The following is a 19,137-nucleotide window of genomic DNA, read 5'->3' on the forward strand; positions in this document are numbered from 1 at the left end:
CTCATGCGTCGCCTTGATGCGGACTACTGCAGTGTTTCCTTCAGCGCAGCAGGCAACGGGAGCGGAAGCACGGCAATGCCTTCCTCCAGCAAGGCCACGGTCTCCTCGGGCGTGGCCTGACCGCGGATGCCGCGGTCCTGCGCCTCGCCATGGTGGATCCGACGGGCCTCCTGCGCGAAGCGGTCGCCGACGTCCTCGGTCCTCGCCAACACCTCCCGCACAGCCCGCATCCAGCGGCCTTCCGGCGTCCGCTCCTGCGACATCTGTGGCGGGAGTTCAGCCGGCGGCGCCTCACGCCCGGCGCCGAGGTTGAGCCGGGGCGCGCTCAGGCCTTTGACGATGGCCTTGTCACCACAGAGGGGGCATGCGATCTGGCCGCCGTCGCGCTGGGCCTCGAACTCCGACTCGGAGCCGAACCAGCCCTCGAAGCCGTGCCCTTGGGCGCAACGCAGATTCAGGACCTTCATGGCGCGGAATTATCCGCAGCGTGCCATTCCATCGTCCACGCGCCGGAAAGCACGTTCTGCATCCAGACCGAACAGGCCAGGGTCTTGGCGTCTGTGACGGTGCCGTCACGGCACCATCCGAGCAACTCGTCGGGCGTCGCCGTGAACACGTCGAGGAATTCCCCCTGGTCCAGCTTGCGCTCACCCGCGCTCAGGCCGCGCGCAAAGTAGATGTGGATGACCTCGGTCGAGTACGCCACGGCCAGATGCATCACCCCAGCTCTGGCCCACTCCCGGGCACGGTAGCCGGTCTCTTCGAGCAGCTCACGCTGTCCGCAGAGCAGCGGATCTTCGCCCGCATCGAGTTTGCCGGCCGGGAACTCCACCATCGCCTGCCCGACGGGATACCGGAACTGCCGCTCCAGCACGAGCCGACCGTCGTCCAGCAAGGGAATGACGACGACGGCCCCCGGATGGATCACATACTCGCGCGTGGCCGTCCCGCCATCGGGCAACGCGACCGTGTCGCGGAAGGCACGCAAGAACCGGCCCTGGAACAGTGGCTCCGACGCGACCTTCTTTTCTTCGAGGTGGGCGATGTCAGCGGTCACGAGTCAGTGTCCTTTTCGTGGGAGGAGGTAGCGCCAGATGAAGCCCGGGAAAGCGAGCACCAGAAAGAAGGTCGCCGTCACCGCATAGAACTCCCAGCCCTGCGCGGCCACCATGCCCTGCCGCCCCTCGAAGAGTCGGCCCACCAGACCTGCCACCAGATAACACAGCAGCAGTTCGCCCACGCGCACGGCGAGCGGCTTGACTGCCGTGCGCCAGGGCAGCACGGCGAGCAGCCGCTCGTTCACGAAAGGCAGGTTGGCCAGGACCAGCGCAACGCCGAGGACGACCCAGGCCGAAGCGTTGCTGCCCACGGTGCAATCAGTTGCCCAGCGTGGCCACGATGGCCCGGGCGCACAGGGTCATGAGGCCACCAGGCAGGATGCCCAGGATCAGGATCAGGGCGCCGTTGACCGACAGCACGGCCCGAACGTCACGCGGGGCTGCGACGGTGGTAGCCGTCAGCGGCGCGTCGAAGTACATCACCTTCACCACGCGCAGGTAGTAGAAGGCGCCGATCAACGACATGATCACGGCGAACACCGCAAGGCCGATGTACACGCCCTGACCCGACGCGAGCAGGGCCTGCAGCACAGCCAGCTTGGCGTAGAAGCCGACCAGCGGCGGAATGCCGGCCAGCGAGAACATCGCAATGGCCATCACGCCCGCGTACAGCGGGCTGCGCTGGTTGAGTCCCGCCAAATCGGAGATCTCTTCGCTCTCGAAGCCTTCACGGGCCAGCAGCAGGATGATGCCGAAGCTCGCCAGCGTGGTCAGCACATAGGTCACGATGTAGAACATCGACGCGCTGTACGCATACTGGGCGTTGAGCGTGTTGCCGTCGATCACGCCGGCCACCAGGCCCAGCAGCACGAAGCCCATCTGCGCGATGGTCGAGTAGGCCAGCATGCGCTTGAGGTTGGTCTGCGCGACGGCGGCCAGGTTGCCCACCAGCAGCGAGGCCACGGCCAGCACGGCCAGCATCTGCTGCCAGTCGAAGGCCAGCGGGAGCATGCCTTCCACCAGCAGGCGGATGACGATGGCGAAGGCAGCCAGCTCGGGCGCCGCGCCGATCAGCAGCGTCACGGCCGTGGGGGCGCCATGGTAGACGTCCGGCAGCCACATGTGGAACGGTGCGGCGCCCAGCTTGAAGGCCAGGCCGGCGACGATGAACACCAGGCCGAACACCAGCACCTGGTGGTTCACCTTGCTGCTGGCGATGCTCTTGAAGACTTCGTTGACGTCCAGGGAGCCGGTGGCGCCGTACATCATCGACATGCCATAGAGCAGGAAGCCGCTGGCCATGGCGCCGAGCACGAAATACTTCATGGCGGCTTCGCTGGCCGTCGCATGGTCGCGGCGCAGGGCCACCAGGGCATAGCTGGACAGCGTGAGCAGTTCCAGGCCCAGGTAGATCATCAGGAAGTTGCTGCCCGAGATCATCACGAACATGCCCAGCAGCGAGAACAGGCTGAGCGTGAACATCTCACCGCCGCGCAGCATCTGGCGGTCGGCCGCATAGGGACGGCCATAGACCAGCGTGACCATCAGCGCCACGGCAGAGAAACACTTGAGCCAGTTGCCCATCGGGTCACTGACCACCATGCCACCGAAGCCGTGGAAAGTGTGTCCTGCCATGGCGTTCATGCCGGTCAGCAGCGCCGTCGCGGCCAGCGTGAGCATCGTGAGCCAATGCGTGGCGGTGCGATGCGTGCTGCTGACACGGAGGTCGAACAGCGTGATGACGCACGCCATCACCAGCAGCAGGATCTCGGGGTAGACAGCCACCCAGCTGAGTTTGTCGATCATCTTGTTCTCTTGTCTGCGTGGACTCTGGTCAGGGCAGCTTGGAGGCGGCCACGTGGCGCAGCAGCTCGGCCACGGAAACGTCCATCACGTCGGTGAAAGGCTTGGGATCCAGGCCCATCCACAGCACGGCCACAGCCAGCACGGCGAGCATGAAGAACTCGCGGCCATTGATGTCCGTCAGTTCCTTCACATGGTCGTTGCCGATGGGTCCCAGGTACACCCGCTTGTACATCCACAGGGTGTAGGCAGCGCCGAAGATCAGCGCGGTGGCAGCCATCAGGCCGATCCAGAAGTTGGCCTTCACGGCGCCCAGGATCACCATCCACTCGCCCACGAAGCCGGCGGTGGCGGGCAAGCCGCAGTTGGCCATGGCGAACAGCAGCGCGAAGGCCGAGAACTTGGGCATCACGTTGACCACACCGCCGTAGTCGGCGATCTGACGCGAGTGCATGCGGTCGTACAGCACGCCGATGGACAGGAACATTGCGCCCGAAACGAAGCCGTGGGCGATCATCTGCACGATGCCGCCCGCCACGCCGAGCGGATTGAAGATGAAGAAGCCCAGCGTCACGAAGCCCATGTGCGCCACCGATGAATAGGCCACCAGCTTCTTCATGTCGCGCTGGACCATGGCCACCAGGCCCACGTAGATCACCGCCACGATCGACAGCGCGATCATCAGCCAGGCCCACTCACGGGCAGCATCGGGCGCAATCGGCATGGAGAAGCGCAGGAAGCCGTAGGCGCCCAGCTTCAGCATGATGGCGGCCAGCACGGCGGAGCCGCCGGTGGGCGCCTCGACGTGCACGTCGGGCAGCCAGGTGTGGACCGGCCACATCGGCACCTTCACGGCAAAGGCGGCGAAAAACGCGAAGAAGATCAGCGTCTGCGCCGTGGAACCCAGGGGCGTACGGTGCCAGGTCGCGATGTCGAAGCTGCCGCCAGAGGCGCGGTACAGATAGACCAGGGCCACCAGCATCAGCAGCGAGCCGAGCAGCGTGTACAGGAAGAACTTGAAGGCCGCGTAGATCCGGTTCGGACCACCCCAGATGCCGATGATCAGGTACATCGGGATCAGCGTGGCCTCGAAGAACACATAGAACAGCATGCCGTCCAGCGCGGAAAACACACCGATCATCAGGCCCGACAGGATCAGGAACGCGCCCATGTACTGGTTGACGCGCTCGGTGATCACCTCCCAGGCCGAAATCACGACGATCACCGTGATGAAGGCCGTGAGCAGCACGAACCACATCGACAGGCCGTCCACGCCCAGGTGGTAGTTGATGTTGAAGCGCTCGATCCACGGCGCACGCTCGACGAACTGCATCGCGGCGGTGCCGGTCTGGAAGCGCGTGTACACCGGAATGGTGACGAGAAAGCTCGCCACCGACCCGACGAGTGCCGCCCAGCGCACGAAGCGCGCCTGGTCGTCCCGCCCAAACGCCAGCAGCAAGGCGCCAATCACGATCGGCAGCCAGATGGCAAGGCTCAGCAAACCCATTTTTTTTGTTCTCCAGCCCGCGTCAGCGCTTGAACCAGACGAAGTACGTCATGAGAAGGAACACCCCCAGCAGCATCGCGAAGGCGTAGTGATAGATGTAGCCGGACTGGATCCAGCGGATGGCCGCCGAGATGCGGCCCACCAGCTTCCACGAGCCATTGACCAGCGCGCCGTCGATGATGGCCTGGTCGCCGCCCTTCCAGAGCCCGGTGCCAAGTGCGCGGGCGCCGCGGGCCAGGATGTTCTCGTTGATCCAGTCGAGGTAGTACTTGTTCTCGAGCAGGTTGTAGATCGGCATGCAGGCGCGCTTGATGGCGGCCGGCAGCGCCGGGTTGACCATGTACATGTAGTACGACAGCGCGACGCCGGCGATGGCGAGCCACAGCGGCAGGCTGGTCAGCGAATGCAGGGCCATGGCGACGGGACCGTGGATGTCCTCGCGCAGCTCCGCCATGGCGTGGTGGCGCGCCGTGTCGACGAAGATCACGCCGTCGAAGAAGCTGTTCAGCATCGGCATCAGCGTGAAGAAGCCGATCACCACCGACGGGATCATCAGCAGCAGCAGCGGCACCGTCACCACCTTCGGCGATTCGTGCGGCTCGTGGTGGCCATGGCCGTGGTGGTCGTCGTGGCCGTGACCATGGGCGTCGTCGTGATGCGCGTCCGGGTTCTGGTCGTAGCGCTCCTTGCCGTGGAAGACCAGGAAGTAGAGGCGGAACGAGTAGAAGGCCGTGACGAACACGCCGGCCACCACCGAGAAGTAGGCGAAGCCCGCAGCCGGCAGATGGCTGGCGTGCACCGCCTCGATGATGGCGTCCTTGGAATAGAAGCCCGAGAAGAACGGTGTGCCGATCAGCGCCAGCGAGGCCAGCAGGAAGGTGACCCAGGTGATGGGCATGTACTTGCGCACGCCACCCATCCAGCGGATGTCCTGGTTGTGGTGCATGCCCATGATGACCGAGCCGGCGCCGAGGAACAGCAGCGCCTTGAAGAAGGCGTGCGTCATCAGGTGGAACACGGCGACCGGGTAGGCCGACACGCCGAGCGCCACGGTCATGTAGCCCAGCTGGGACAGCGTCGAGTAGGCCACCACGCGCTTGATGTCATTCTGGATGATGCCCAGGAAGCCCATGAACAGCGCCGTGATCGAACCGATCACCAGGATGAAGTTCAGGGCCGTGTCCGACAGCTCGAACAGCGGCGACATGCGCGACACCATGAAGATGCCGGCGGTCACCATCGTGGCGGCGTGGATCAGCGCGGAGATGGGCGTCGGGCCTTCCATCGAGTCCGGCAGCCAGACGTGCAGCGGGAACTGCGCGCTCTTGCCCATCGCGCCAATGAACAGGCAGATGCAGATCACGGTGATCAGCATCCAGTCGGTGCCCGGGAAGCCCATCTTGCCCAGCTCGCCCGACTTGGCAAAGATCTCGGTGTAGTTGAGCGTGCCCGTATAGGCCGCGATCAGGCCGATGCCGAGGATGAAGCCGAAGTCACCCACGCGGTTGACCAGGAAGGCCTTCATGTTGGCGAAGATGGCCGTCGGCTTGTTGTACCAGAAGCCGATCAGCAGGTACGACACCAGACCCACCGCTTCCCAGCCGAAGAACAGCTGCAGCAGGTTGTTGCTCATCACCAGCATCAGCATGGAGAAGGTGAAGAGCGAGATGTAGGCGAAGAAGCGGTTGTAGCCCTCGTCCTCTTCCATGTAGCCGATGGTGTAGATGTGCACCATCAGCGACACGAAGGTGACGACGCACATCATCATGGCCGTCAGGCTGTCGATCATGAAACCGACTTCCATCTTCAGGCCGCCCACGACCATCCATTCGTAGATGGTGGCGTTGAAGCGGGCGCCGTCGACGGCGACGCTGTAGAGCGTCAGGGCCGACAGCACGAAGGCGACGAACACGCCCAGGATGGTCAGCGAATGCGAGGCGGCACGGCCAATGCGGTTGCCGCCGAACTGCGTGCCGAGGATACCGGCGAGCACGCAGCCGACCAGCGGTGCCAGCGGCACCGCCAGCAGGGTGGATGCAGACAAGGTCGTGGCCATCGTTATCCCTTCAGCGCGTCGAGTTCATCGACGTTGATGGTCGACTTGTTGCGGAACAGCAGTACCAGCAGTGCCAGGCCGATGGCCGATTCGGCCGCTGCCACGGTGAGGATGAAGAACACGAAGATCTGTCCGTGCATGTCGCCCAGGTAGGAGGAGAAGGCGACGAAGTTCATGTTGACCGCCAGCAGCATCAGCTCGATGCACATCAGCAGCACGATGAGGTTCTTGCGGTTGAGGAAGATGCCGATGACGGCCAGCGCGAACAGGATGGCGCCGAGCGACAGGTAGTGGCCGAGGGTCAATGTCATCACTTGCTCTCCCCTTCCGCGGCGGGGGCGGCGGGTTGCGGGGCCTGGGTGGGCGCCACCTTGACCACCTGGAGGCGGTCGCGGGCCTTCACATGGATCTGGTCCTTCACGTCCACGTAGCGCGTGTCCTTGCGGCGGCGCAGCGTCAGGGCGATGGCGGCGATCATGGCCACGACCAGGATCACGGCCGCGACCTGCACCGGGTAGACGTACTCGCTGTAGAGCAGCAGGCCCAGGGCCTTGGTGTTGGACGCCTGGCCGGCTGCGGACGCGACCTCGGCAGCGGGCGTCTGCAAGCGGAAGCCGCCCATCAGCACATAGGCCATCTCGAGGGCGATCACCACGCCCACCAGCGCGGCCAGCGGGAAGTGCTTCCAGAAGTTCTGGCGCAGATGGTCGACGTTGAGGTCGAGCATCATCACGACGAAGAGGAAGAGCACCATCACCGCGCCGAGGTACACCAGCACGAGCACGATGGCCAAGAACTCGGCCTTGAGCAGCAGCCACACGGCGGAGGCCTGCGAGAAGGCGAGCATCAGGTACAGCACCGCATGCACGGGGTTGCGGGCGGTCACGACCCGGAAGGCTGCAAACAGCAGCACGACCGAGAACAGATAGAAGAAGCCGGTCTTGGCGTCCATGGGTTTTTCTTTTCGCTTCGCCGGTTCAGCGGTACTTGGCGTCGGCCGCCTTGCTGGCCGCGATTTCTTGCTCGTAGCGGTCGCCCACTGCCAGCAGCATGTCCTTGGTGAAGTACAGGTCACCGCGCTTCTCGCCGTGGTACTCCAGGATGTGCGTCTCGACGATCGAATCGACCGGGCAGCTCTCTTCGCAGAAGCCGCAGAAGATGCACTTGGTCAGGTCGATGTCGTAGCGGGTGGTGCGGCGGGTGCCATCGTCGCGCACGGCGGACTCGATGGTGATGGCCACGGCGGGGCACACGGCCTCGCAGAGCTTGCAGGCGATGCAGCGCTCTTCGCCGTTCTCGTAACGGCGCAGGGCGTGCAGGCCGCGGAAGCGCGGCGACAGGGGGGTCTTTTCTTCAGGGAACTGGACGGTGACCTTGCGGCGTAGCGCATAGCGCCCCGTCAGGGCCATGCCCTTGAACAGTTCCACGAGCATGAAGCTCTTGAAGAAGTCCTTGATCGAAAAAGGAGAAGCAGCGACGGCAGTCATTCGTGGTCCACCTTATTTCCAGATGTTCCAGGGCGTCTGCATCCAGCCGCCGACGATCAGCAGCCAGACCAGCGTGACGGGGATGAAGATCTTCCAGCCCAGGCGCATGATCTGGTCGTAGCGGAAGCGCGGGAAGGTGCCGCGGATCCAGATGAACAGCGACAGCACGAAGAAGGTCTTCAGGCCCAGCCAGATCCAGCCGGGGATGAAGTCCAGGAAGCCCACCGGGGGCAGCCAGCCGCCCAGGAACATGAGCACGGCTAGGATCGACACGAGCCACATGCTGGCGTACTCGGCCAGGAAGAAGATCGCGAAGCCCATGCCCGAGTACTCGACCATGTGACCGGCCACGATCTCGGCCTCGCCTTCCACCACGTCGAAGGGGTGGCGGTTGGTTTCGGCCACGCCCGAGATCAGGTAGACGATGAAGATGGGCAGCAGCGGCAGCCAGTTCCAGGACAGGAAGGACAGGCCCATGTCCGCGAAGGTGCCCTTGCCCTGCACGGCGACGATGTCGCCCAGGCTCAGGCTGCCCGAGACCATGATCACCACGACGAAGCAGAAGCCCATCGCGATTTCATAGCTCACCATCTGGGCCGAGGCGCGCAGGGCGCCCAGGAAGGCGTACTTCGAGTTCGAGGCCCAGCCGGCGATGATCACGCCGTACACCTCGATGGAGGTGATGGCCATGATCAGCAGCAGGCCGGCGTTGACGTTGGCGATGACCGCGTCGGGGCCGAAGGGAATGGCCACCCAGGCCGCGAGGGCTGGCATGATGGCCATGACCGGGCCGAGGCGGAACAGGCCGGAGCTCGCCGCCGTCGGGTTGATCAGCTCCTTGGTCAGCAGCTTGACCGCGTCGGCGATCGGCTGCAGCAGGCCGAAGGGGCCGACCCGGTTGGGTCCGTGGCGCACCTGGATCCAGCCGAGGAACTTGCGCTCCCACAGCGTGGCGTAGGCCACGGCGCCCAGCACGGGCAGCAGCACCGCGATGATCTTGAGCAGCGCCCAGATGACGGGCCAGCCACCGGCCGTCCACCAGTGGGCGCCGATGAGGCCGTAGCCGGCGTTGTACAGCGCGTCGATCATGCCGACACCTCCTGTGCGGCGGCGGCGCGGCGGCCGTCGGTCGTCAGTTGCAGCGACGGTGCGCGGCGCACCAGCGAATCCAGTTGGTAGATGGCGGCAGTGACCGGCGCAGCGTGGCCGGCGGCCGAGGCGGATGCCAGGTCGACGGCCGGGGCGTCGTTGCCCAGGCGCTCGGCTGTGACGAAGTCTGCGGCGACCGAGCCACGCACCTTGGCCATCACGTCCTGCGTCGACTCGAAGTCGAAGCCCGACAGCCCCAGCAGGTTGCCCAGCACGCGCAGCACCTTCCACGCGGGACGTGCCTCGCCCAGGGGGCGCACCACGGCATGGAAGCTCTGGATGCGGCCTTCGGCATTGACGAAGGTGCCCGGCGTCTCGCTGAAGGGCGCGATGGGCAGCAGCACGTCGCTGAATTCGAGGTTGGCCTTGAAGGGGCTCAGGGTGACCACCATCTGCGCCTGACCCAATGCGTCCGCGGCACGCGCACCGGCGGCCGAATCGAACACCGGCTCGGTGTTGAGCAGCAGCGCCGCCTTGAGGCCGCCTGCCAGCATCTGGCCGGCGTTCAGGCCCTTGGCGCCCGGCTGGGCGTTGACCCATTGCGCGCCGACGGTGTTGGCCGCTTCGGTCAGGTAGCCGACGCTGGCGCCGGTCTGGGCGCCGATCCACTGGGCCAGCGCGAGCAGACGCGAAGCCTCGGCATGGTGCGCTGCACCATTGCCCAGCAGGACGGCCTTGCGTTCGCCGCCCACCAGGGCCTGCGCCACGCCGCGAGCGGCTTCGGTCACCTCAACTTGCGCGGGTGCGGCGACGCCCTTCTCTGCCGCCACGGCGGCCGCGATCTGGGCCAGCGCGCCGTACCAGCCGGCCGCCTCGACCTGCTGGAAGCCAGCCAGCGGAATGGCCCATGAGGCATCGGCCGCCAGTTGCTCGGCCGATGCGATGGCGAACAGCTTGCCGCCCTTGCGCACCGACTGCCGGATGCGCTGCGCGAACAGCGGATGGTCCTTGCGCAGGTTGCTGCCGACCACCAGCACGCGCTGCAGGTTCGACAGCGAGGCGATGGGGGTGCCCAGCCAGCGGATGCCGCTGCCCACATTGCCGAAGTCGGCATGGCGCAGCCGGTGGTCGATGTTCTCGCTGCCGAGGCCACGCACCAGCGCGCCGGCCAGGGCCAGTTCTTCCACGGTGCTGTGCGGACTCACCAGCGCGCCGATGGCGCCAGCGCCATGATCGGCCTTGATCTGCTTTAGACCGGTGGCAACGTACTCGAGGGCCGTCTGCCAGTCCACGGCCTGCCACTGGCCGCCCTGCTTGAGCATGGGCTGCGTCAGGCGCGCGGCGCTGTCCAGGGCCTCGTACGAGAAGCGGTCGCGGTCGGCGATCCAGCACTCGTTGACGTCTTCGTTCTCCAGCGGCAGAACGCGCATCACACGGTTGTTCTTGACCTGGACGATCAGGTTGGCGCCGGTGGAATCGTGCGGGCTCACCGACTTGCGGCGCGACAGTTCCCAGGTGCGGGCGCTGTAGCGGAAAGGCTTGCTCGTGAGCGCACCCACCGGGCAGATGTCGATCATGTTGCCCGACAGCTCGGAGTCGACGGTGTCGCCGACGACGGTGCTGATCTCGGAGTGCTCGCCCCGGTTCACCATGCCCAGTTCCATGATGCCGGCCACTTCCTGGCCGAAGCGCACGCAGCGGGTGCAGTGGATGCAGCGGCTCATCTCCTCCATGGAGATCAGCGGTCCCACGTCCTTGTGGAACACCACGCGCTTTTCTTCCTGGTAGCGCGAGGCGCCGCCGCCGTAGCCCACCGCCAGATCCTGCAGCTGGCATTCGCCGCCCTGGTCGCAGATGGGGCAGTCCAGCGGATGGTTGATCAGCAGGAATTCCATGACCGACTTCTGGGCCTTGACGGCCTTGTCGGACTGGGTGCGCACGATCATGCCCTGCGTCACGGGCGTGGCGCAGGCCGGCATCGGCTTGGGCGCCTTCTCCACGTCCACCAGGCACATGCGGCAGTTGGCGGCGATGGAGAGCTTCTTGTGGTAGCAGAAATGCGGGATGTAGGTCCCGGCCTTGTCGGCCGCATGCATGACCATGCTGCCTTCGGCCACTTCGACCTTCTTGCCGTCGAGTTCGATTTCGATCATGTGAGGTTCTCGCTCCCGCTCAGGCCTGGGCCGGCGTCTTCGGCACGTAGCCGGGCACCATGGCCTCGAACTCGTGACGGAAGTGCTTCAGCATGGCACGCACGGGCATGGCCGCGGCATCGCCCAGCGCGCAGATCGTGCGGCCCTGGATGTTGTCGGCCACGGAATTCAGCAGGTCCATGTCGGAGGCGCGGCCTTCGCCATGGTGGATGCGGTCGACCACGCGCCACAGCCAGCCCGTACCTTCGCGGCAGGGCGTGCACTGGCCGCAGGACTCGTGCATGTAGAAGTACGACAGGCGCTTGAGCGACTCGACCATGCAGCGGCTGTCGTCCATCACGATGACCGCGCCCGAGCCCAGCATGGAGCCGGCCTTGGCGATGGAGTCGTAGTCCATCGTGCAGGACATCATGATGTCGGCCGGCAGCACCGGCGCGGACGAGCCGCCCGGGATCACGGCCTTGAGCTTGCGACCCTTGCGCACGCCGCCCGCCAGCTCCAGCAGCTTGGAGAAGGGCGTGCCCATGGGCACTTCGTAGTTGCCGGGCAGCTCGACGTCGCCCGAGACCGAGTAGATCTTGGTTCCGCCGTTGTTGGGCTTGCCGCACTCGAGGTAGGCCTGGCCGCCGTTGCGGATGATCCAGGGCACCGCCGCGAAGGTCTCGGTGTTGTTGATCGTGGTCGGCTTGCCGTACAGCCCGAAGCTGGCCGGGAACGGCGGCTTGAAGCGCGGCTGGCCCTTCTTGCCTTCCAGCGATTCGAGCAGCGCGGTTTCTTCGCCACAGATGTAGGCGCCGAAGCCATGGTGCGCATGCAGCTGGAAGCTGAAGTTGCTGCCCATGATGTTGCCACCCAGGTAGCCGGCGGCGCGCGCCTCTTCCAGGGCCGCCTCGAAGCGTTCATACACCTCGAAGATCTCACCGTGGATGTAGTTGTAGCCCACGCTGATGCCCATGGCATACGCCGCGATCGCCATGCCTTCGATGACGATGTGCGGGTTGAACATGAGGATGTCGCGGTCCTTGCACGTACCGGGCTCGCCTTCGTCCGAGTTGCAGACCAGGTACTTCTGACCGGGGAACTGGCGGGGCATGAAGCTCCACTTCAGGCCCGTCGGGAATCCGGCGCCGCCGCGGCCACGCAGGCCGGAGGTTTTCATCTCGGCGATCACCTGGTCCTGCGTCATGCCCTCGGTGAGGATCTTGCGCAGCGCCTGGTAGCCGCCGCGCGCCTCGTAGTCGGCGAGGCTCCAGTTGGTGCCGTCCAGGCCGGCATAGATCTGCGGCTCGATGTGGCGGCCGTGGAAGCAGGTCTGCACGCCGGTGGCGCGGAACTGCGAAAGGACTTGATCGGGGGTCATCAGCGCTTCTCCCCTTGCGGCTCGGCGGCACGCAGGCCGTCGACCAGCTGGTCGAGCTTCTCGTTGCTCATGAAGCTGCACATGGTGCGGTCGTTGACCAGCATCACCGGCGAATCGGCGCAGGCGCCCAGGCATTCGCTCTGTTGCAGCGTGAACATGCCGTCGGCCGTGGTTTCGCCCATCTTGATGCCCAGCTTGGCTTCGAGGTGGTGCAGGGCCTTGTAGCCATCGCGCAGCTGGCACGGCAGGTTGGTGCAGACGTTCAGCTTGAACCTGCCCACCGGCTGCTGGTTGTACATGTTGTAGAACGTGGTCACTTCGCGCGCCGCGATCTGGGGCATGCCCAGGTAGGCGGCCACGGCGGCCTCGTTCTCGTCGCTCACCCAGCCGTAGACCTGCTGCACGATGGACAGGCAGGCCATCACGGCCGATTGGCGGCCGGCGTCGCTGTCGGGGTACTTGGCAACTTCGCGGGCGAAGCGGTCGAGCAGGTCCTGCGGCAGTGCCGCGGGGGCGATGGGAGGATTGTTCAAAGAATCGCTCATCGATCGATCTCTCCGAAGACGATGTCCAGCGTGCCGATGATGGCCACGGTGTCGGCCAGCATGTGGCCGCGCGCCATCTCGTCGAGTGCGGCCAGGTGCACGAAGCCCGGCGGCCGGATCTTCAGGCGGTAAGGCTTGTTGGCACCGTCGCTGACCAGGTAGATGCCGAACTCTCCCTTGGGATGCTCGACGGCGGCATAGGCCTCGCCTTCGGGCACGCGGAAGCCCTCGGTGAAGAGCTTGAAGTGGTGGATCAGCTCTTCCATGTTGGCCTTCATGGCCTCGCGCTTGGGAGCCGCCACCTTGTGGTTGTCCGTGATGACCGGGCCGGGGTTGGCCTTGAGCCACTTCACGCACTGGGCAATGATGCGGTTCGACTGGTTGAGCTCCTCCATGCGCACGAGGTAGCGGTCGTAGCAGTCGCCGGTCTTGCCCACCGGGATGTCGAAGTCGACCTGGTCGTAGACGTCGTAGGGCTGCGTCTTGCGCAGGTCCCAGGCGATGCCGGAGCCGCGCAGCATCGGGCCGGTGAGGCCCAGGTTGAGCGCGCGGTCGGCGTCCATGACGCCGATGCCCACGGTGCGCTGCTTCCAGATGCGGTTGTCGGTCAGCAGCGTGTGGTATTCGGCCAGGTAGGTGTCGAAGCGCTTCGTGAAGTCTTCGAGAAAGTCCAGCAGCGAACCCTGGCGGTTCTCGTTCATGCGAGCGAGGGCCTTGGCGTTCTTGATCTTGCTGTGCTTGTACTGCGGCATGCTGTCCGGCAGGTCGCGGTACACGCCACCCGGACGGAAGTAGGCCGCATGCATACGCGCGCCGGACACCGCCTCGTAGGCGTCGAACAGGTCTTCGCGCTCGCGAAAAGCGTAGATCAGGATCGTGGAGCTGCCGCAGTCGTTGCCGTGCGAGCCCAGCCACATGAGGTGGTTGAGCATGCGGGTGATCTCCGAGAACATCACGCGGATGTACTGGGCGCGGATCGGCACTTCCAGGCCGAGCAGCTTCTCGATGGCCAGGCAGTAGGCATGCTCGTTGCACATCATGGACACGTAGTCGAGACGGTCCATGTAGGGCAGCGACTGGATGAAGGTCTTGTGCTCGGCCAGCTTCTCGGTGGCGCGGTGCAGCAGGCCGATGTGCGGGTCGGCGCGTTGCACCACTTCGCCGTCGAGCTCCAGCACCAGGCGCAGCACACCGTGCGCGGCGGGGTGCTGCGGCCCGAAGTTGAGCGTGTAGTTCTTGATTTCAGCCATGGGTCGGTCGGGGGTTCAGTGCAGGCCGCCGTAATGCTCTTCGCGGATCACGCGCGGGGTGACCTCGCGCGGCTCGATCGTCACCGGCTGGTAGACCACGCGCTGCATCTGCTCGTCGTAGCGCATCTCGACATGGCCGGACAGCGGGAAGTCCTTGCGGAACGGGTGGCCGATGAAGCCGTAGTCGGTGAGGATGCGGCGCAGGTCCGGGTGGCCGTCGAAGACGATGCCGTACAGGTCGAAGGCCTCGCGCTCGAACCAGTTGGCCGCGGCCCACAGTTCGTTGACGGAAGCGATCACCGGCAGGTCGTCGTCGGGACAGAAGGCGCGCACGCGCACGCGCTGGTTGAGGCTCACCGACAGCAGGTGCACCACCACGGCGAAGCGCGGGCCTTCCCACACCTCGTCGCGCCAGGCGGAATAGTCCATCCCGCACAAATCGATGAGCTGCTCGAACTGCATGCCTGCGGTGTCGCGCAGCGTCTTCATCACGTCCAGATAATTGGCGGCGCTGACGATGATCGTCACCTCGCCCAACGCGAGGTTGACCTCGCGCACCTTGTCGCCCAGGGCGAGTGCAAGCTGGTCCTTCAGGACCTGCGGATCAATGGCAATCGATGTCATGGGAGGGGCGCGCTCAGGCGCGCGCGATGGTGTTGGTGCGGCGCACCTTCTGCTGCAGCTGGATGATCCCGTAGATCAGCGCCTCGGCCGTCGGCGGGCAGCCGGGCACGTAGACGTCGACCGGCACGATGCGGTCGCAGCCGCGCACCACCGAATAGCTGTAGTGGTAGTAACCGCCGCCGTTGGCGCAGGAACCCATGGAGAGCACCCACCGGGGCTCGGCCATCTGGTCATACACCTTGCGCAATGCCGGCGCCATCTTGTTGCACAGCGTGCCCGCCACGATCATGAGATCGGACTGACGTGGGCTGGCGCGGAACACCTCGGCGCCGAAGCGTCCGATGTCGTAGCGGGCCGCAGCCGCATGCATCATCTCGACCGCGCAGCAGGCAAGGCCGAAGGTCATGGGCCACAGCGAGCCCGTCTTCGCCCAGTTCACCACCGCGTCGTAGGACGTCGTGATGAAGCCTTCCTTGAACACACCTTCAATGGCCATGGCCAGGGTTTCCTCTCGTGTTGCGTCGCCTCATTCCCAATCCAGGGCGCCCTTCTTCCACTCGTAGGCAAAGCCCACGACGAGGATGGCCAGGAACACCACCGCCGCCCAGAAGCCCAGCGGTCCGACTTCCTTGAAGGCCACGGCCCACGGGAAGAGGAAGGCGATTTCCAGGTCGAAGAGGATGAAGAGGATGGCGACGAGGTAGTAGCGGACGTCGAACTGCATGCGGGCGTTTTCGAACGCCTCGAAGCCGCACTCGTAGGGGGAGTTCTTGGCCGCGTCGGGCCGGTTCGGGCCCAGAACGTAACCCAGAACTTGCGGGAGTATGCCTACCGCCACCCCCACCAGAATGAACAACAGAACGGGAAGGTAGGTCGCGAGGTTCATCGGGGGGCTCTATCACCGCTTGCCACCGACCGATGGCCAGACCCGTTGCAGGTTGGCGCATCAGCCGGTGCAGATTGGTGCCGTCGGCGAGACTCGAACTCGCACAGCTTTCGCCACTACCCCCTCAAGATAGCGTGTCTACCAATTTCACCACGACGGCGGTTTACGCTTGCCCCGGATGGCATGAGGAACCTAGAAGGTTATTGGCTTTCCGGGGCAGCCTTGGAGTTTACCCTGAAATGCCCCGGTTTGGACGGGACTGCATCACAAAGTAATGACCAGGAAGCGCCTGCCTCACTTGGCCGGGATCTGCGTCGCGTCCGACGCAGGTGCCGCAGGAGCCGGAACGGCATTGCCGGCCGGGATCTGCGACGCGGGCGCCGTGATCGGCGCGCGCTCCAGCAGGCTGCCGCCGCCGGCCGCGCGCGGTGTGCCGAAGTAGGCGAGCAGCAACGTGCAGGCAAAGAACAGCGCCGCCAGGACGGCCGTGGTGCGCGACAGGAAGTTGGCGCTGCCACTGGCACCAAACAGGCTGCCGGAGCTCCCGCTGCCAAAGGCCGCGCCCATGTCGGCGCCCTTGCCATGTTGCAGGAGGATCAGGCCGACCATGGCGATGGCGGCCAGGATCTGCACGGCGATGAGGATGTTGTGGACGATGGTCATGTCTGAAGAACGTCGTGAATGAGGCGGCCGTCTCAGCGAGCGGCCGCGATGATCTGGAGGAAGTCGGCCGCCTTGAGCGAGGCACCGCCAATGAGGCCGCCATCGATGTCCGGCTGGGCCAGCAGCGACGAGGCATTGGCCGCGTTCATGCTGCCACCATAGAGGATGCGGATGCGCGCGGCGGCGTCGCCGGCGGCATGCTGCAACTGAGCCCGCAGCACGGCGTGCACGGCCTGCGCCTCTTCCGGCGTCGCGGTCTTGCCCGTGCCGATGGCCCACACGGGTTCATAGGCGACGACGATCTCGCTGATGCAGTGGCCGTTGGCGTGGATCACGGCGGCCAGTTGGCGGCGCACCACGTCTTCAGTCTTGCCGGCCTCGCGCTCGGCCAGGGTCTCGCCCACACACACGATGGGGGTGATGCCGCCGGCGAGCGCCGCACCGGCCTTGGCGGAGACGAGTTCGTCGGTCTCGCCGTGGTACTGCCGACGCTCCGAATGGCCCACGATGGCATAGCGCACGCCGAAGTCCTTCAGCATGGCCACCGACTGCTCGCCCGTATACGCGCCCTGCGCATGGGCCGACACGTCCTGCGCGCCAAGTGCAAGGGGCGAGCCCTGCGTCAACGCCTGCACCTGCGCCAGATACGGGGCGGGTACGCATACCGCGACATCGCACGCCGGCTGGCCCACTCCCTCGCGAAGCGCACCCAGCAGCGCCTCGTTGGCGGCCAGGCCGCCGTTCATCTTCCAGTTGCCAGCGATGAGTTGTTTTTTATTGCTCATGGTTCTTGATGGATAGCCTGCTTGCCCCTCACCAGGTCAGCACGATCTTGCCGATGTGCTGATTGGACTGCATCAGCGCATGGGCCTTGGCGGCATCGGCCGCCTCGAATGTGGAATGAATCACCGGATGCACGCCTTGTCGCGTGGCCAGCAGCGGCCAGACCTTCTCGCGCAGGTTGCGCGCGATGGCCGTCTTGAACGCGACCGGTCGCGGACGCAGCGTGGAGCCCGTGATCGTCAGGCGTCGGCGCAGCACCAGCCCGGCATTGAAGCCGCTCTCGATGCCGCCCTGCACGGCGATGATCACCAGCCGGCCGTCTTCGGCCAGGCAGCCCACCTCGCGCGCCACGTAGTCGCCCGCCACCATGTCGAGGATCACGTCCACGCCGCGGCCGTCGGTGATGCGCTTGGTCTCTTCGGCGAAGTCCTGCTCGCGGTAGTTGATCGCATGGTCCGCGCCCAGCTTCAGGCACGCCTTGCACTTGTCCTCGCTGCCTGCCGTGGCGATCACGGTTGCACCGAATGCCTTGGCCAGCTGGATGGCTGTCACGCCGATGCCGCTCGTGCCACCCTGCACCAGGAAGGTCTCGCCCTTCTGCAGACGGCCGCGGTCGAAGACATTGCTCCAGACGGTGAAGAAGGTCTCCGGCAGGGCCGCCGCCTCGACGTCCGACCAGCCCTGTGGCACCGGCAGGCACTGGCCGATGGGCGCAAGGCACAGCTGCGCGTAACCGCCGCCCGCCACCAGCGCACACACGCGGTCACCCAGCTTGAAGCCGGCCTGCGCAAGTTCGGCCGCATCGCCCCCGACGATCTCGCCAGCGACTTCGAGGCCCGGCAGGTCGGACGCGCCCGGAGGCACCGGGTACTGACCCATGCGCTGCAGCACATCGGGACGGTTCACACCGCTGGCGGCGACACGGATCAGCAGTTCTCCGGCAGCCGGCTGCGGATCGTCACGCGTGCACAGGCGGAGCACCTCTGGGGCGCCATGGCTGCTGATCTCGACGGCTTTCATGCGATCTCCTGTTAAAGGCAGTGATGGACGAAAGCCGGCAGGCCACGCGTAGTGCCCTGCCGGCCTCGGGTCAGTCAAGGCCGATCAGCCTTGCTGCTCGGGCGACTGGGTGCCACCTTGGGGTGCCACCTGCTGCTGCTGCGCGGCCGCTGCAGCGTCGGCCGAGGGCTCCTGGCCGGTGCCGGGTTCCGCACGCGCCGGGCGCTCTTCACGCGGCGGACGCTCGCGGCGATCACCGCGGTCACCGCGGTCGCCACGATCACCTCGGTCGCGGCGCTCGCCACGGTCGTCGCGCGGCGGACGGTCGCCGAATTCGGGCATGCCAGCCGGACGCTCGGCCAGGGCCTTCATTGACAGCTTGACGCGACCCTTGTCGTCGGTCTCGAGCACCTTGACCTTGACGATCTGGCCTTCGGTCAGGTAGTCGGTCACGCGCTCGACGCGCTCATGGGCAATCTGGCTGATGTGCAGCAGGCCGTCCTTGCCGGGCAGCAGGTTGATCAGCGCGCCGAAGTCCAGGATCTTGGTGACCGGGCCTTCGTAAATTTTGCCGATCTCGACTTCCGCCGTGATCTGCTCGATGCGCTGCTTGGCCACGTCGGCCTTGGCGGCGTCGGTCGCCGCGATGGTGATGGTGCCGTCTTCCTCGATGTTGATCTGGCAGCCGGTCTCTTCGGTCAGCGCCCGGATGGTGGCGCCGCCCTTGCCAATCACGTCGCGGATCTTCTCGGGGTTGATCTTCATCGTGTAGAGCTTGGGCGCGAAGGACGAGATCTCGGCCTTGGCCTCGCCCATGGCGTCCTGCATCTTGCCCAGGATGTGCATGCGCGCTTCCTTGGCCTGGGCCAGGGCG

The 19,137-nt window shown here is 65.6% G+C and carries 21 protein-coding genes and 1 tRNA gene; all 22 read right to left on the reverse strand.

The genetic code is table 11. The features are described 5' to 3' along the window. Positions 1–23: 23 nt before the first annotated feature. Positions 24–467, reverse strand: a complete 444-nt coding sequence (locus BXA03_RS25960) for a DUF1178 family protein (protein ID WP_076512077.1) — start codon at positions 465–467, stop codon at positions 24–26. Beyond that, positions 464–1,057, reverse strand: a complete 594-nt coding sequence (locus tag BXA03_RS25965) for an NUDIX domain-containing protein (RefSeq protein WP_076512078.1) — start codon at positions 1,055–1,057, stop codon at positions 464–466. The genes BXA03_RS25960 and BXA03_RS25965 overlap by 4 nt, the downstream gene beginning before the upstream one ends. A gap of 3 nt (positions 1,058–1,060) precedes the next feature. Then, entirely contained in the window at positions 1,061–1,369 is a 309-nt protein-coding gene (locus BXA03_RS25970; protein WP_076512079.1) for a DUF2818 family protein, read from the reverse strand. Between the two features lie 7 nt (positions 1,370–1,376). Next, positions 1,377–2,864 (reverse strand): NADH-quinone oxidoreductase subunit NuoN, encoded by a 1,488-nt coding sequence (gene nuoN / locus BXA03_RS25975; RefSeq protein WP_076512080.1) that lies wholly within the window; start codon positions 2,862–2,864, stop codon positions 1,377–1,379. A 28-nt stretch (positions 2,865–2,892) separates the two neighbouring features. Continuing rightward, positions 2,893–4,368, reverse strand: coding sequence for an NADH-quinone oxidoreductase subunit M (locus tag BXA03_RS25980; protein ID WP_076512081.1), 1,476 nt, complete (start codon positions 4,366–4,368; stop codon positions 2,893–2,895). Between the two features lie 22 nt (positions 4,369–4,390). Continuing rightward, complete coding sequence (nuoL, locus tag BXA03_RS25985; protein WP_076512082.1) at positions 4,391–6,424, reverse strand: NADH-quinone oxidoreductase subunit L; 2,034 nt, start codon at positions 6,422–6,424, stop codon at positions 4,391–4,393. A 2-nt stretch (positions 6,425–6,426) separates the two neighbouring features. Further along, positions 6,427–6,735, reverse strand: a complete 309-nt coding sequence (gene nuoK, locus BXA03_RS25990) for an NADH-quinone oxidoreductase subunit NuoK (protein WP_058641597.1) — start codon at positions 6,733–6,735, stop codon at positions 6,427–6,429. Next, positions 6,735–7,376 carry an NADH-quinone oxidoreductase subunit J gene (locus BXA03_RS25995; protein ID WP_076512083.1) on the reverse strand — a complete coding sequence of 214 codons (642 nt, stop codon included), beginning with the start codon at positions 7,374–7,376 and terminating at the stop codon, positions 6,735–6,737. The genes nuoK and BXA03_RS25995 overlap by 1 nt, the downstream gene beginning before the upstream one ends. A 25-nt stretch (positions 7,377–7,401) precedes the next feature. Beyond that, positions 7,402–7,911, reverse strand: a complete 510-nt coding sequence (nuoI, locus tag BXA03_RS26000; protein WP_058641599.1) for an NADH-quinone oxidoreductase subunit NuoI — start codon at positions 7,909–7,911, stop codon at positions 7,402–7,404. Positions 7,912–7,923: 12 nt separating this feature from the next. Further along, on the reverse strand, positions 7,924–9,000 hold the full coding sequence (nuoH, locus tag BXA03_RS26005; protein ID WP_076512084.1) for an NADH-quinone oxidoreductase subunit NuoH: 1,077 nt from the start codon (positions 8,998–9,000) through the stop codon (positions 7,924–7,926). Next, positions 8,997–11,153: an NADH-quinone oxidoreductase subunit NuoG gene (gene nuoG, locus BXA03_RS26010; RefSeq protein WP_076512085.1), complete on the reverse strand. Its 2,157-nt coding sequence runs from the start codon at positions 11,151–11,153 to the stop codon at positions 8,997–8,999. The genes nuoH and nuoG overlap by 4 nt, the downstream gene beginning before the upstream one ends. Positions 11,154–11,172: 19 nt before the next feature. Further along, complete coding sequence (gene nuoF, locus BXA03_RS26015; RefSeq protein WP_076512086.1) at positions 11,173–12,513, reverse strand: NADH-quinone oxidoreductase subunit NuoF; 1,341 nt, start codon at positions 12,511–12,513, stop codon at positions 11,173–11,175. After that, a complete protein-coding gene (locus tag BXA03_RS26020) occupies positions 12,513–13,058 on the reverse strand; it encodes an NADH-quinone oxidoreductase subunit NuoE (RefSeq protein WP_076512087.1) in 546 nt (181 codons plus the stop codon). Before BXA03_RS26020 ends, nuoF begins: the two co-directional genes overlap by 1 nt. Continuing rightward, positions 13,055–14,308: an NADH-quinone oxidoreductase subunit D gene (locus BXA03_RS26025; RefSeq protein ID WP_076512088.1), complete on the reverse strand. Its 1,254-nt coding sequence runs from the start codon at positions 14,306–14,308 to the stop codon at positions 13,055–13,057. Before BXA03_RS26025 ends, BXA03_RS26020 begins: the two co-directional genes overlap by 4 nt. A 15-nt stretch (positions 14,309–14,323) precedes the next feature. Further along, entirely contained in the window at positions 14,324–14,932 is a 609-nt protein-coding gene (locus tag BXA03_RS26030; protein WP_076512089.1) for an NADH-quinone oxidoreductase subunit C, read from the reverse strand. A 13-nt stretch (positions 14,933–14,945) separates the two neighbouring features. Next, positions 14,946–15,428, reverse strand: a complete 483-nt coding sequence (locus BXA03_RS26035) for a NuoB/complex I 20 kDa subunit family protein (RefSeq protein WP_017756931.1) — start codon at positions 15,426–15,428, stop codon at positions 14,946–14,948. Positions 15,429–15,458: 30 nt separating this feature from the next. Continuing rightward, entirely contained in the window at positions 15,459–15,818 is a 360-nt protein-coding gene (locus tag BXA03_RS26040; protein ID WP_058641604.1) for an NADH-quinone oxidoreductase subunit A, read from the reverse strand. Between the two features lie 75 nt (positions 15,819–15,893). Continuing rightward, a tRNA-Leu gene (locus BXA03_RS26045) sits at positions 15,894–15,978 on the reverse strand. Positions 15,979–16,112: 134 nt separating this feature from the next. Further along, on the reverse strand, positions 16,113–16,481 hold the full coding sequence (gene secG / locus BXA03_RS26050; protein ID WP_076512090.1) for a preprotein translocase subunit SecG: 369 nt from the start codon (positions 16,479–16,481) through the stop codon (positions 16,113–16,115). Positions 16,482–16,513: 32 nt separating this feature from the next. Next, entirely contained in the window at positions 16,514–17,266 is a 753-nt protein-coding gene (tpiA, locus tag BXA03_RS26055; RefSeq protein WP_076512091.1) for a triose-phosphate isomerase, read from the reverse strand. Positions 17,267–17,294: 28 nt separating this feature from the next. Further along, complete coding sequence (locus BXA03_RS26060) at positions 17,295–18,284, reverse strand: NAD(P)H-quinone oxidoreductase (RefSeq protein ID WP_076512092.1); 990 nt, start codon at positions 18,282–18,284, stop codon at positions 17,295–17,297. Positions 18,285–18,368: 84 nt separating this feature from the next. Then, positions 18,369–19,137 (reverse strand): S1 RNA-binding domain-containing protein (locus BXA03_RS26065; protein WP_143476475.1); only part of this gene is annotated, 769 nt, incomplete at its 5' end.

Source organism: Pseudacidovorax sp. RU35E, assembly GCF_900156165.1.
Classification (GTDB): domain Bacteria; phylum Pseudomonadota; class Gammaproteobacteria; order Burkholderiales; family Burkholderiaceae_C; genus Xenophilus.